The sequence below is a fragment of the Streptomyces sp. SP18BB07 genome (genome assembly GCF_036322545.1).
Lineage (GTDB): Bacteria > Actinomycetota > Actinomycetes > Streptomycetales > Streptomycetaceae > Streptomyces > Streptomyces deccanensis.
The window spans coordinates 21,239-35,135 of record NZ_JAQYWT010000367.1 but is presented as its reverse complement, the minus strand read 5'-3'; the positions used below and the strand labels follow the sequence as shown (position 1 = coordinate 35,135).

The following is a 13,897-nucleotide window of genomic DNA, read 5'->3' as shown; positions in this document are numbered from 1 at the left end:
GGACCACCCACTGGACAAGGACTGAGGTTAGGCTAACCTACCTTCGAACTGACCCTCGGGCGGCACTCCGCCCCGTTCGAAAGTAGCCATACACATGTCCAACGCCAGAGCCGCCCACCTCACCCGCCGTGGCATCCTCGCCGCCGGTGGCGCACTCGGCCTCGGTGCCGTGCTCGCCGCCTGCGGCGACGAGAACTCGACGAGCGGCAGCACTGGCTCCGACAAGGAGACGGCTGCCGCCAAGTCCGGCCCCTGGTCGTTCAAGGACGACCGCGGCGAGACCGCCAAGACCGACAAGGTCCCCTCGAACATCGTCGCCTTCGTCGGTGTCGCCGCCGCGCTCCACGACTACGGCGTCGGCGTCAAGGGCGTCTTCGGTCCCACCAAGACGACCGACGGCAAGGCCGACGTCCAGGCCGGCGACCTCGACATCAGCAAGGTCACCGTCCTCGGCAACGTCTGGGACGAGTTCAACGTCGAGAAGTACGCCGCCCTCGCCCCCGACGTCCTCATCACCACGATGTTCGACGACGCCGGCACCCTCTGGTACGTCCCCGAGGCCTCCAAGGACAAGATCGCCAAGCTCGCGCCGAGCGTCGGCATCTCCGCGTACGACCGCCAGCTGACCGAGCCGCTGCAGCGCGTGCTGGAGCTGGCCAAGTCCCTCGGCGCGGACACGGAGTCCGAGAAGGTCACCGCCGCCAAGAAGCGGTTCGAGGACGCGGCCGCCCGGCTGCGCGCGGCCACCAAGGCCAAGCCCGACATCAAGGTGCTCGCCGGCTCCGCCAGCCAGGACATCTTCTACGTGTCCGGCTCGAACCTCTCCATCGACCTGGAGTACTTCAAGGCCCTCGGCGTGAACTTCGTCGAGCCGAGCGCCGCCGCGCTGAAGGCCAGCGGCGGCTGGTTCGAGAACCTCAGCTGGGAGAACGTCGACAAGTACGACGCGGACGTCGTCATCATGGACAACCGCACCTCCGCGATCCAGCCGGACGCGATCGAGGAGGCGACGTGGAAGAAGCTTCCCGCGGTGAAGGCCGGTCAGGTCATCGGGCGCAACCCCGAGCCGATCCTGTCCTACGACAAGTGCGCGCCGCTTCTCGAGGAGCTGGCCGAGGCGATCGAGAAGGCGAAGAAGGTCAGCTGAGGCCGAGGCCGTGGGTGAGCTGCGGGAGCGTCGTGGTTGCTCGCGCAGTTCCCCGCGCCCCTTAAGGGCCTACGGCCCTTTCGGGCCGAAAAAGCACGGGGCGCAGCCCCTGCTTTTTCAGGGGCGCGGGGAACTGCGCGACCAGCCCCCACCGGACCCGCACCCACCGACGAACCCGCAACCCCACACGCTCCCGCCCCCTATCCAGGAGCCCCCATGACGACGGCCGTAGCCGCTCCCTTCCGTTTCTTCTCTCTTCAGGTCGTGCGGACGGAGCGGCTCGGGCCGTCTCTCGTGCGTGTCTCGTTCGCGGGGGACGATCTGCGGTTCTTCCACTCCGACGGCCGGGACCAGTCACTGTCGTTGTTCCTGCCGCATCCCGGACAGGAAGTCCCGGCCATTCCCTATGAGTTGGGCGACGGCTGGTGGCAGGCATGGCGGGAGCTGCCGGACGACGTGCGGGCGGTGATGCGTTCGTACACCCTGCGGGGGCTGCGGCGCGACCCGCGCGGCGACACCGTAGAGATCGACATCGACTTCGTGCTGCACGGCGTGGAGCCGGGGGCCGCCGTGCCCGCCGGGCCCGCCTCGCGGTGGGCGTCCCAGGCCGCTCCCGGGGACCGGGTCGTCCTGCTCGGGCCCGCGATCGCCGACAACCGCGCGATCCGGTTCCGGCCGCCGGCGGACGCCGACCTGGTGCTGATCTGGGGTGACGACACGGCGTTGCCGGCCGCCTCGGCGATCCTGGAGTCGCTGCCGGCCGGCACCCCGGCCCGGGTCTGGCTGGAGGTCCACCACGCCGGGGACATCCAGGACCTGACGACCGCGGCCGACGCCGAGATCACCTGGCTGGTGCGGGGCGAGGGGGCGCCGCCCGCCCTCGACACCATCCGCGCCGCCCAACTCCCGTCCGCCGAGCTGCCGTACGCCTGGATCGCCGGCGAGTCCGGCCGCGTGAAGGAGTTGCGCCGCCATCTCGTGCGCGAGCGCGGGCTCGACAAGCGGCGCGTCACCTTCGTCGGGTACTGGCGTGAGGGTCTGACGGAGGAGCAGTTGCGGGAGCGCGGCGAGTAGTCGGCTCGTCGAGAGACCGGAACCGGAGTCGCCGAAGTGACCACAGTCACGGAAGGGGCTGGATTTCCCGCAAGTTAATTAGGTTAGGCTTACCTAAGTTGGACGACGTGATGTCACCCCCCACTCACCTCTCCGTCCCACCCGGACCGCCCCGCTCGGAGGACCTCCCCATGCGCTCGCACCTGCTCAATGACACGACCGCGGAGCGGTACCGCCGCACCGTGACCGAAGGCGTGGAGCGGGTGGCGGCCAAACTCGCCACCACCGAACGACCGTTCACCGGTATCACCGTCGACGCCCTCGCCCCCCGCATCGAGAAGATCGACCTCGACGAGCCGCTGCACGACACGGCCGCCGTCCTCGACGAGCTGGAGGACGTCTATCTGCGGGACGCGATCTACTTCCACCACCCGCGTTACCTCGCCCACCTCAACTGCCCGGTCGTCATCCCGGCCGTGCTCGGCGAGGCCGTGCTCTCCGCCGTCAACTCCTCCCTGGACACCTGGGACCAGTCGGCCGGCGGCACCCTGATCGAGCGCAAACTGATCGACTGGACCAACGAGCGCATCGGGTTCGGCCCCTCCGCCGACGGGGTGTTCACCTCCGGCGGCTCGCAGTCCAACCTCCAGGCGCTGCTCCTCGCCCGTGAGGAGGCCAAGACCGACAGCACCGCCAAACTGCGGATCTTCGCCTCCGAGGTCAGCCACTTCAGCGTGAAGAAGTCGGCGAAACTGCTGGGCCTGGACCAGGACGCGGTCGTCTCCATCCCGGTCGACGGCAACAAGCGCATGCAGACCATGGCGCTCGCCCGGGAGCTGGAGCGCTGCAAGAACGACGGTCTCGTCCCCATGGCCGTCGTCGCCACCTCCGGCACCACCGACTTCGGTTCCATAGACCCGCTGCCCGAGATAGCCGAGCTCTGCGCCCAGTACGACACCTGGATGCACGTCGACGCCGCCTACGGCTGCGGCCTCCTGGTCTCCCGCAAGCGCCGCGACCTGCTGAACGGCATCGAGCGCGCCGACTCCGTCACCGTGGACTACCACAAGTCCTTCTTCCAGCCGGTGAGTTCGTCCGCCGTCCTGGTCCGCGACGGTGACACCCTGCGCCACGCCACCTACCACGCGGAGTACTTGAACCCGCGCCGTATGGTCACCGAGCGCATCCCCAACCAGGTCGACAAGTCCCTGCAGACCACCCGCCGTTTCGACGCGCTCAAGCTGTGGATGACCCTGCGCACGATGGGCGCCGACGGCATCGGCCAGCTCTTCGACGAGGTCTGCGACCTGGCTCAGGAGGGCTGGAAACTGCTCGCCGCCGACCCGCGCTACGACGTGGTCGTGGAGCCCCAGCTGTCCACGCTGGTCTATCGCTACATCCCCGAGGCCGTCACCGACCCGGCGGAGATCGACCGCGCCAACCTGTACGCCCGCAAGGCCCTGTTCGCCTCGGGCGACGCCGTGGTCGCGGGCACCAAGGTCGGCGGTCGCCACTACCTGAAGTTCACCCTGCTCAACCCCGAGACCACGATCGAGGACATCGCCACCGTGCTCGATCTGATCGCCGGCCATGCCGAGCAGTACCTGGGAGAATCCCTTGACCGCGTCGCTTCCTGAATCCGCTGAGAACGCCGTGAAAACCCACGACTTCATCGGCATCGGACTGGGACCCTTCAACCTCGGCCTCGCCTGCCTCACCGAGCCCATCGCCGAACTCGACGGGATCTTCCTGGACTCGAAGCCGCACTTCGAGTGGCACTCGGGGATGTTCCTCGACGGCGCCCACCTCCAGACCCCGTTCATGTCGGACCTGGTCACCCTCGCCGACCCGACCTCCCCGTACTCCTTCCTGAACTACCTGAAGGACTCGGGCCGTCTGTACTCGTTCTACATCCGGGAGAACTTCTACCCGCTGCGGGTCGAGTACGACGACTACTGCCGCTGGGCCGCGAGCCGGCTGAGCAACGTCCGCTTCAACACGACGGTCAGCGAGGTGACGTACGAGGACGACGTCTACGTCGTACGCACGACCGGCGGGGACGTCCTGCGCGCCCGGCGCCTCGTCCTCGGCACCGGCACCGTCCCGTACATCCCCGAGGCCTGCCAGGACCTGGGCGGCGACTTCTTCCACAACGCGCAGTACATGCACCGCAAGGCGGAGCTGCGGTCGAAGAAGTCGATCACGATCGTCGGCAGCGGCCAGAGCGCCGCGGAGATCTACTACGAGCTCCTCTCCGAGATCGACGTCCACGGCTACCAGCTCAACTGGGTCACCCGCTCCCCGCGGTTCTTCCCCCTCGAATACACCAAGCTGACGCTGGAGATGACGTCCCCGGACTACATCGACTACTTCCGCGCGCTGCCCGAGGAGACCCGCTACCGGCTGGAGAAGCAGCAGAAGGGCCTGTTCAAGGGCATCAACGGGGATCTGATCGACTCGATCTTCGACCTGCTCTACCAGAAGAACGTCACCGCCCACGGCCGCCCCGTCCCGACGCGGCTGCTCACCAACTCGTCCCTGAACACCGCCACCTACGAGGACGGGCGCTACACGCTCGGCCTGCGCCAGGACGAGCAGGGCAAGGACTTCGAGATCGAGACCGAGGGCCTGGTCCTGGCCACCGGCTACCACTACCGGCCGCCGGCCTTCCTCTCCTCGATCAACGACCGGCTCGTCTTCGACGGCCACGGCCGCTTCGACGTGGCCCGCAACTACTCCATCGACACCACCGGCCGCGGTGTCTTCCTGCAGAACGCGGGCGTCCACACCCACAGCATCACCTCGCCCGACCTGGGCATGGGCGCGTACCGCAACGCGTACATCATCCGCGAACTGCTCGGCACCGAGTACTACCCGGTCGAGAAGACGATCGCCTTCCAGGAGTTCGCCGTATGAGCCCCGTCAGCGACATCGGCGGTACGCCCTTCACCTTCCGCCCCCTGGACCCGCTGACCGACGCCGAGCTGCTGCACGGCTGGGTCACGCACCCCAAGGCCGCGTACTGGATGATGCAGGACGCCCGGCTGGAGGACGTCGAGCGGGCGTACATGGAGATCGCGGCCGACCCGCACCACCACGCCCTGCTGGGGCTGCGCGACGGCGAACCCGTGTTCCTCATGGAGAAGTACGACCCGGCCCACCGTGAACTCGTCGGCCTGTACGAGCCCGAGCCCGGCGACGTCGGCATGCACTTCCTGGTGCCGCCGACGGACACCCCGGTGCACGGCTTCACCCGGTCCGTGATCACCGCCGTGATGGCACACCTCTTCGAGGACCCGGCCACCCACCGGGTCGTCGTCGAGCCGGACGTCTCCAACAAGGCCGTCCACGCCCTCAACGAAGTCGTCGGTTTCGTCCCCGACCGCGAGATCGACAAGCCCGAGAAGCGTGCCCTGCTGAGCTTCTGCACGCGAGAGCAGTTCTTTCGCAGCCAGAGCCTGGCTGCCCGAGGAGTAGCCGTATGACCCTGTCCGACGCCGTAGCGCATCTGTCCCCCCACCGCTGGGCACGGGCCAACCGCCTGCTCATCCGCAAGGCACTCGCCGAGTTCGCCCACGAGCGGCTCATCACGCCGCAGGCGACCGCCGACGGCCGCTTCGAGGTCCGCAGCGACGACGGTGCGACCCACTACGGGTTCACCGCCGTCCGGCGCGCCCTCGACCACTGGCAGGTCGACGCCGACTCGATCACCCGTCAACGAGACGGCGTCGACCTCCCTCTGGCCGCCCTGGACTTCTTCATCGAGCTGAAGGGGTCCCTCGGCCTGAGCGACGAGATCCTCCCGGTCTACCTCGAGGAGATCTCCTCCACCCTCTCCGGCACCTGCTACAAGCTCACCAAGCCGCAGACACCCGTCGCCGACCTGGTGGACGCCGGCTTCCAGGCCATCGAGACCGGGATGACCGAGGGCCACCCCTGCTTCGTCGCCAACAACGGCCGGCTCGGCTTCGGCGTCCACGAGTACCTCTCCTACGCCCCCGAGACGGCGAGCCCGGTCCGCCTGGTCTGGCTGGCCGCGCACCGCTCACGGGCGGCGTTCACGGCGGGCGTGGGCATCGAGTACGAGACGTTCCTGCGGGACGAGCTGGGCGAGGAGACGGTCGCCCGCTTCAACTCCGTACTGACCGAACAGGAGTTGGACCCGGCCGACTACCTCTTCATCCCGGTCCACCCCTGGCAGTGGTGGAACAAGCTGTCCGTCACCTTCGCCGCCGAGGTCGCCCAGCAGCACCTTGTCTGCCTCGGCGAGGGCGACGACGAGTACCTGGCCCAGCAGTCGATCCGGACGTTCTTCAACAGCTCCGCCCCCGAGAAGCACTACGTCAAGACGGCCCTCTCGGTCCTCAACATGGGCTTCATGCGCGGTCTGTCGGCGGCGTACATGGAGGCGACCCCGGCGATCAACGACTGGCTGGCCGGGCTCATCGACAACGACCCGGTGCTGAAGTCGACCGGCCTGTCGATCATCCGCGAGCGCGCGGCCGTCGGCTACCGGCACCTGGAGTACGAGGCCGCCACCGACAAGTTCTCCGCGTACCGCAAGATGCTGGCCGCGCTCTGGCGCGAGAGCCCGGTGGCCTCCCTCCAGGAGGGCGAGTCCCTGGCGACGATGGCCTCCCTGGTCCACGTCGACCACGAGGGCAACGGCTTCGCGGCCGCCCTGATCGAACGCTCGGGCCTGACCCCGACGGAATGGCTGCGCCGCTACCTGCGGGCCTACTTCACCCCCCTCCTCCACAGCTTCTACGCCTACGACCTGGTCTTCATGCCGCACGGCGAGAACGTGATCCTGGTCCTGAAGGACGGCGTGGTCGAACGGGCGATCTACAAGGACATCGCCGAGGAGATCGCGGTCATGGACCCGGACGCGGTGCTCCCCCCGACGGTCGAACGCCTCCGGGTGGACGTCCCCGAGGACAAGAAACTCCTCTCGATCTTCACGGACGTCTTCGACTGCTTCTTCCGCTTCCTGGCCGCGAACCTCGCCGAGGAAGGCGTCCTGGACGAGGAGGACTTCTGGCGCACGGTCGCCGAGACCGTCCGCGACTACCAGCACGCGATGCCCGAACTGGCCGACAAGTTCGCCCAGTACGACATGTTCGCCCCCGAGTTCGCGCTGTCCTGCCTCAACCGTCTCCAACTCCGCAACAACAAGCAGATGGTGGACCTGGCGGACCCCGCGGGCGCGCTCCAACTGATCGGCACCCTGAAGAACCCCATCGCGGACCTGTAGCCGAACGGCACGGCCCCCCATGAACAGACGGGCACCTCGGAGTACGGTCCTCCGAGGTGCCCGTCGTACTCCCTTGCTCCTCGTACGGGACAGGCCTAGCCGTCAGTACCCGCGGGGAGGACGGTTCGGGTCGAACTGCTGGACCCTCCTGGCGAGATTGGACCCGTCGATGGTGACGCCGTACCGGTTGCGGACGTAGCGCATCGCGGCGGCGATGCAGGCCACCGGGTCGTAGATGTTCACCGAGGTACCGGGGGCGTGACGCTGGGCGAAGGTCTGCGGGATGCACTGCACGATGCCCCGGGAGCACTGGAAGTGCGTGAGCGCGCCGTTCAGCCGCACGATCCCCCCACCGCTGCGGTAGCCGTCCCCGAAGTCCTTGACCCTGCTGAAACCGGCCGGTGTCCTGGCGTTGGAGTCCCAGAGATTGCAGGCGTTGGGGTTGCCCGACGATTCACGCGGGATCGCCGTCATGAAGCCCCGCACCCAATAGCGGCTCGGCTGGACTCCGGCCGCCGTGGCCGCCTGGTCGATCCAGTCCTCCAGCGTGCCCTCGCCCGTGAACCGGTGGAACGTCACCTGCTTCGGGTCGATCTGCCCCAGCTCCTCGATGCCGCCCCCGCTCGGCGGCCCGCCCGCCGGGAACCCGGCACGGACCCGGAACAGCCCCGCTCGCTCCCCGAGTTCCGTCAGGGACTGCATGCCGGGGGTCCCGGTGGCGTCGCTGCCGGAGTAGTGCAGCACCGTCCGGCGGAACTCGTCGTAGAGGGCCTGCGTGCCGTTCTCGAAGATCCCGTGTTCGTCGGCCGCGTCCGTGTGCATGACCTTCTCCAGCCCGTCCTGCACCAGCCCCACATCGGCCTTCGGGCTGGCGTCCCCGCCCGGTTGGGCCCGCTCGTCCTCGGCGCTGTGCGTCGAGGCCCAGACCACCTGGTTCAGGCTGACCCAGGGCTGCTCCGCGGCCGGGGAGGAGCCCGCCCTGACGTTGAACAGGTCCGACCGCCTGCCCAGTTCGACCAACTCCCGGGTGCGGGGCACCCCGTGGCCGTCCGCCCCGGCGTGCCCCAGTTTCTCCGCGCGGAACCGCTCGAAGAGTTCCTGTGTCTCCGCCTCGAACACGGAGTGCGGGTCGTCCGGGGCGACGCCCATGACCTTCTCCAGCGCATCCTGGACGAGAGCGACATCGTCCGCCGTCGCGCCGTGGCCGTTGCCCTCGATCTGGTCCTCGGCGGTGGGGTGCGTGGCCGCCCAGGTGATCTGGTTCGCGGACACCCAGGGCAGCGCCTCGTCGGCCTCCGCCACGAACAGACCGTCGGACTCACGGGAGACGGCGGTGGCCATGTACGTGAATCCGGGTTTGTTCTTCAGCCCCGGATCAGCGGTGACGACTCCCTCCTCGAATTGCGGCAGCCCGTATCCGTAGAGATTGGCGTCCCGACGGGCGCGCTTTTTCAGGTAGACACCGTTGCCCTCGGCCGAACCATGGGCGTTGGTGTTCCCCTCGATGGTGTACGTGTAGTCCTCGTCGTACTTGTGGACGAGTCCGACGTGCCGTCCTCCCGAAGGACCGAAGAACACCATCGCCCCGATCGCGGGATAGTACGAGAACCTGCCGCGGCTCTTGTACCAGTTGACCGCCGCGATGCAGGAGGCGGTCACCGGAGCCAGGCTCTTCACACCGGCCTGCTGGAAGGCCCAGGACTGGAAGGTCTGGCACCATGCCTGGTTCTGCGACCACTCCAGTCCGGGAACCGCAGGGGAGAACTTCTGATGGTTGTTGTAGTGCCCGTTCGAGAAACCCTCGCGATATCCCACTTCGGTCTTCTCGATGGCGATGAGGGTGTCCGTCTGACCCATCCTGTCCATCTCCTTTTCCCGGTGTGCGGGCCCAGGGAACGGAGAACACGAAGGCGCGCGAAAGAACACGGGGAAAACGAGGAAGAAGCACGGGAATTCGGCCACCGGTCACTGGGCTCGCGCGGCCGTTTCGTTCATGTTATCGCCGGGGCCATGACGTCGCATCTCACCTCCTCAGCCGCACCGCCCGAGGAGCGCCCCGAGCCCTACCGCGCGGGCCACGGCACCCCCGGCGCACGGAAGTACCCGATCCCCAGCGCCTCCCACCTCGGCCCCTGCGCGCCGAGCCGCACCCGGTACGCCTCCCAGTCGAGCGCGGACACGGACGACCACCCCAACTCGGCAACCCCCGGCAACCTCGGGAACGCCATGTACTCAACATCCGCCGAGGAACCGATCGTCTCGGTCCACAACGGCGCCTCGACCCCCCGGATCGCGGCATCAGGCACCCCCGCCAGATACGCCCCCGGATCCCAGTCGTACGCCCGCCGCACATCCACGTATCCCGCCCAGTCGAGCCCCAGCGGCGTGTCCTTGTCGTACTTCATGTCGAGGTAGATCCGGTCGGCGGGCGAGAGGACGACCCCCGTCCCGTTGCGCGCCGCCGCGACGACCCGCTCCTGCTCCTCCGCACTCGTGCTGTCCAGCCCCCAGTACTGTGCGAGAGCGCCCCGCGCCGGCGTCGCCCCGGTCAGCTGGTGCCAGCCGACCACGGTCTTCCCGTACCGCTCGACGACCGGCTGCACCCGGTCCATGAACTTCACGTAGTCCTCGTGGCTGGTGGAGTGCGCCTCGTCGCCGCCGATGTGCAGATACCGCCCGGGCGTGAGCGCGGCCAGCTCCCGTACGACGTCGTCCACGAAGTCGTACGTCACGTCCTTGTCGACGCACAGGGAGCTGAACCCGACCTCGGTGCCGGTGTAGAGCGGGGGCGCGACGCCGTCGCAGTTCAGCTCGGCGTAGGAGGCGAGCGCCGCGTTGGTGTGGCCCGGCATGTCGATCTCGGGGACGACCTCCAGGTGGCGCGAGGCCGCGTACCGGACGATCTCCTGGTAGTCGGCCTTGCTGTAGTGGCCGCCGGGTCCGCCGCCGACCTGGGTGGAGCCGCCGTACGAGGCGAGACGCGGCCAGGAGTCGATCGCGATGCGCCAGCCCTGGTCGTCGGAGAGGTGCAGATGCAGCTTGTTGAACTTGTAGAGCGCCAGTTGGTCGATGTAGCGCTTGACCTGGCCGACGGTGAAGAAGTGGCGGGAGACGTCGAGCATCGCGCCGCGCCAGCCGTAGCGCGGGGTGTCCTTGATCGTGCCGCCCGCGACCAGCCAGGGGCCCGGCTGCACGGAGTCCTTCTCGACGGCGGCGGGCAGCAGTTGACGCAGGGTCTGGACGGCGTGGAAGAGCCCGGCGGGCGCGCGGGCGGTGAGGGTGACGCCCGAGCGGCCGCTCTCCAGCCGGTAGCCCTCCTGGCCGAGACCCGTCTCTCCAGGGGCCAACCGAAGGCGGATTCCGGCCTCCTGACGTTCCGTCAGCGGCAGCCGGAAACCGGTCGAGGGCCGCAGGATCCCGGCGAGGTACTCCCCCGCGCGGCGAGCCTCGGACCCGCTGTCCACGACGATGCGCGTACCGCTCGTGAGCCGGTACGGCGAGCCGTGGGCCCGGACGGAGGCGGGTGCCGGGATCACCTGCCCGAGGGGGACGGTGGCGGCGTCGGCGGGGGTGTCGGAAGGGGCGTTGTCGGACACGGGTGCGGCTCCCACGGCGAAGATCCCGGCCGCCACCACCAGCAGCAGCGAGCCGAGAAGGCGGGTCGATCTGTGGTGCGATCTCACGGCGAGCTCCCTCCACGTATCGAACGGTGCGCTCCCCACCATCGCCCCTCGACCCCCTCCAGGTCTAGACCATCTCTCCCCGCAGCCGGTGGAACAATCCTCTGCATGGCGGAAATTCTCCAACGGGACGGCACGTGGACCTTCGACGGCGACACACTGCGGCTGACCCCCGGCCGCGACAAGAGCGTGAGCCTGCTCCGCAAGACCCTGGGTGAACTCTCCGTCCCGCTGGGCGCGTTGGCGGGCATCTCCTTCGAGCAGGGCAGGAAGTCGGGACGGCTGCGGCTACGGCTGCGCGACGGCTCCGACCCGCTCCTCCAGGCGACCGGCGGCCGGCTCGCCGACACCAACGACCCGTACCAGCTGAGCGTCGACGCCGACCGGTACGGCGTCGCCGAGTACTTCGTGGACGAGATCCGCAACGCGCTGCTCCTGGACGAGGTGCCGACCGACGCGGTCGACGCCTATCTCCTCGCCGGTCCGGCCGTCCCGCTCTCCGTCTCCGCCGGGGACGGCACCGCAAGCTTCGACGGCGACCACGTACGCCTGGAGTGGAACTGGAAGACGGAGGACGCGAAGGCCGCGGCCGGGGCGCGGACGCTGTCGCTGACGGACATAGCGGGCGTCGAGTGGCATCCCTCGGTCGGCCTGGAGAACGGCTACCTCCGCTTCACCGTGCGGAACGCGCCGACCAAGGCCCCGCCCAAGTACGACCCCAACTCCGTGGAGCTGTGGGGCTTCAAGAAGGACCCGCTGATGGCCCTGGTCGCGGCGGCCGTACAGGCGCGGCTGCCGCATCCCGCGGCGGCCGTCACGGACGCCCGGCCGCCCGGGTTCGAGCCGGTCCCCCAGCTCGCGTCCGCCCGGGGCGAGGACGATCACGACGCCCTGCTGCGACGGCTGCGCGAACTGGGGGAGCTCCACCGGTCGGGTGTCCTCACGGACGAGGAGTTCACCCGGGCCAAACAGGCGGTTCTGAAACGGATGTGAGCCAACTGGGCCCCGGTTGGGCCTACTTCGCCCGGCGCGCCACCGTGAAGTGGTCGACCCGCGCGCCGGTCTCGGCGATGCCGCTCACGGTCAGCGTGGCGTAGTGCCCCTTCGGCGCGGGCTTCACGTCCACCCGTAGGAAGGAGTAGTCGAGGTACCGCACCCGCGACCAGGCGACGGTCTCGTTCTGCTTGCCGTCCTTCACGTTGATGTAGGAGGAGACCGACTCGACCTCGTTCTCGTGACCCTCGTACGACAGCGGAGCGCTGAAGGCGTAGAGGCTGCGGCCGGCCGCGCCCGCCGTGACGTACACCACGCCCTCGGTCTCCGGGTACGCCGTGCCACCGATCGGCAGCTTCTTGACGACCGCGCCGCCCTTGATGACGTCGGTGCGCTCGTACTGGTGGTTGTGGCCGTTGATGACCAGGTCCACCGAGTACTTCTCGAACAGCGGCACCCACTCCTGTCGCACGCCGCCTTCCGAGGCGTGCGCCGTGGAGGTGCAGTACGCGCAGTGGTGGAAGAAGATCACGACGAAGTCGACGTCGCGCGAGGCGCGGAACCTCTTGAGCTGCGCCTCCAGCCACGTGGTCTGGGTGCCGCCGGAGATGCCGAGGTTGGCCGGGATCTCGAAGGAGATGTCGTTGGCGTCGAGCGAGATGACGGCCGTGTTGCCGTAGACGAAGGAGTAGACGCCCGGCAGGTTCTTCTTGTCGGGGCCGTTGTCGGGGAGGTTCCAGCGGGCCTCCTCGCCGCCGTAGCCGTTGGGCGAGTACCAGGCCTCCATGTCGTGGTTGCCATAGGCGGGCATCCACGGCACGGACTTGGCGACGGACTCGGTCTGGGCCAGGAACTGGTCCCACACCCGGGAGTCGAAGCCGGTGTCGGCGGTCTTGCCCTGGCCGGCCTGGTCGGCGTAGGCGATGTCACCGGCGTGCAGATGGAAGGCCGGGTTCTGGCCGAGCAGCAGGCTGTTGTTGGCGAGGCCGTGGTAGCCGACGCCCTCGTCGCCGAAGGCGGTGAAGGTGAAGGGCGCCTTGTAGGCGGGGGCGGTGGTGAAGGTGCCGAGGGTGCCCAGCAGGTGCGGCTCGGCCGGATCGAAGCCGGCGTGGCCGACGCCGTAGTAGTAGGTGCGGCCGGGCTTGAGATGGGTGAGCTCGGCGTGGACGTAGTACTGCGTGTGGTCGCCGCTCGCGCCGACCCCGGCCGGGGTGTGGAGGGTGCGGACCTCGGCGTCGAGGCGCCGGGAGAGGTCCTGCGGGTGGGCGCCGATCCGGATGAACGGTTTCTTCACGGCAACCGGGACCTGCCACGAGACGGTGACCTCGGTGCGCGGGTCGTTGCCGAAGGCGAGATGGCGGCCGAAGGGAGCGACGAGGGAGCCGTCGACACGCTCGGCGCTCGTACGGGCCTGGGTCGGGACGGAGGAGGAGCGGAGCGTGGCCGGAGTGGCGGCCCGGGCGGCCGTGGCCGGGACGAACACGCCGCCCGTGACGGCGCCGAGCGTGACCGCGCCGCCTCTGATCATCGAGCGGCGGGAGAACGTGGAGCGCAGGTACTCGTGCTGCTCGGCCATGCTCATGCGCTCGGCCAGCTGCTCGGGTACGCCCATACGAGGAATGTCCATGGCGTCCGAAACTCGTCGCCTCAGGCGACGGGATACGGGCGGCCGGATGGACAGCTCACGAACAGGCTCTCATAACACATTCAACGTTCCCCCAAGGGCCAGTAACTGCACCCTGCCCGATATCGGGCAGATTTCTTGCGAAA

General features: G+C 68.7%; 10 protein-coding genes. 7 read left to right on the top strand and 3 right to left on the bottom strand.

Annotation, left to right across the window (positions count from 1 at the left end; translation table 11 throughout):
• Nucleotides 1-94: 94 nt before the first annotated feature.
• From PUR53_RS43710 to PUR53_RS43685, 6 genes are all read left to right on the top strand, one after another.
• Complete coding sequence (locus PUR53_RS43710) at nucleotides 95-1,147, top strand: ABC transporter substrate-binding protein (RefSeq protein WP_329912205.1); 1,053 nt, start codon at nucleotides 95-97, stop codon at nucleotides 1,145-1,147.
• Between the two features lie 216 nt (nucleotides 1,148-1,363).
• Complete coding sequence (locus tag PUR53_RS43705; protein ID WP_329912204.1) at nucleotides 1,364-2,221, top strand: siderophore-interacting protein; 858 nt, start codon at nucleotides 1,364-1,366, stop codon at nucleotides 2,219-2,221.
• Nucleotides 2,222-2,391: 170 nt separating this feature from the next.
• Complete coding sequence (desA, locus tag PUR53_RS43700; protein ID WP_329912203.1) at nucleotides 2,392-3,837, top strand: lysine decarboxylase DesA; 1,446 nt, start codon at nucleotides 2,392-2,394, stop codon at nucleotides 3,835-3,837.
• Nucleotides 3,791-5,116: a lysine N(6)-hydroxylase/L-ornithine N(5)-oxygenase family protein gene (locus tag PUR53_RS43695; RefSeq protein ID WP_329912202.1), complete on the top strand. Its 1,326-nt coding sequence runs from the start codon at nucleotides 3,791-3,793 to the stop codon at nucleotides 5,114-5,116. The genes desA and PUR53_RS43695 overlap by 47 nt, the downstream gene beginning before the upstream one ends.
• Nucleotides 5,113-5,685, top strand: a complete 573-nt coding sequence (locus tag PUR53_RS43690) for a GNAT family N-acetyltransferase (protein WP_329897321.1) — start codon at nucleotides 5,113-5,115, stop codon at nucleotides 5,683-5,685. Before PUR53_RS43695 ends, PUR53_RS43690 begins: the two co-directional genes overlap by 4 nt.
• A complete protein-coding gene (locus PUR53_RS43685) occupies nucleotides 5,682-7,454 on the top strand; it encodes an IucA/IucC family protein (RefSeq protein ID WP_329897322.1) in 1,773 nt (590 codons plus the stop codon). Before PUR53_RS43690 ends, PUR53_RS43685 begins: the two co-directional genes overlap by 4 nt.
• A gap of 102 nt (nucleotides 7,455-7,556) precedes the next feature.
• Here the strand turns inward: PUR53_RS43685 and PUR53_RS43680 are convergent, their stop codons facing one another.
• Together PUR53_RS43680 and PUR53_RS43675 are read right to left on the bottom strand one after the other, a co-directional pair.
• A complete protein-coding gene (locus tag PUR53_RS43680; protein ID WP_329897323.1) occupies nucleotides 7,557-9,311 on the bottom strand; it encodes a hypothetical protein in 1,755 nt (584 codons plus the stop codon).
• Between the two features lie 206 nt (nucleotides 9,312-9,517).
• Nucleotides 9,518-11,137: a beta-N-acetylhexosaminidase gene (locus tag PUR53_RS43675; protein ID WP_329897324.1), complete on the bottom strand. Its 1,620-nt coding sequence runs from the start codon at nucleotides 11,135-11,137 to the stop codon at nucleotides 9,518-9,520.
• Between the two features lie 105 nt (nucleotides 11,138-11,242).
• Between PUR53_RS43675 and PUR53_RS43670 the strand changes: the two genes are divergently transcribed.
• Nucleotides 11,243-12,127 (top strand): DUF4429 domain-containing protein, encoded by an 885-nt coding sequence (locus tag PUR53_RS43670; protein ID WP_329897325.1) that lies wholly within the window; start codon nucleotides 11,243-11,245, stop codon nucleotides 12,125-12,127.
• A gap of 22 nt (nucleotides 12,128-12,149) precedes the next feature.
• On the opposite strand, the gene PUR53_RS43665 is transcribed toward PUR53_RS43670, so the two are convergent.
• Nucleotides 12,150-13,739 (bottom strand): purple acid phosphatase family protein, encoded by a 1,590-nt coding sequence (locus tag PUR53_RS43665; RefSeq protein WP_329912364.1) that lies wholly within the window; start codon nucleotides 13,737-13,739, stop codon nucleotides 12,150-12,152.
• Nucleotides 13,740-13,897: the final 158 nt, after the last annotated feature.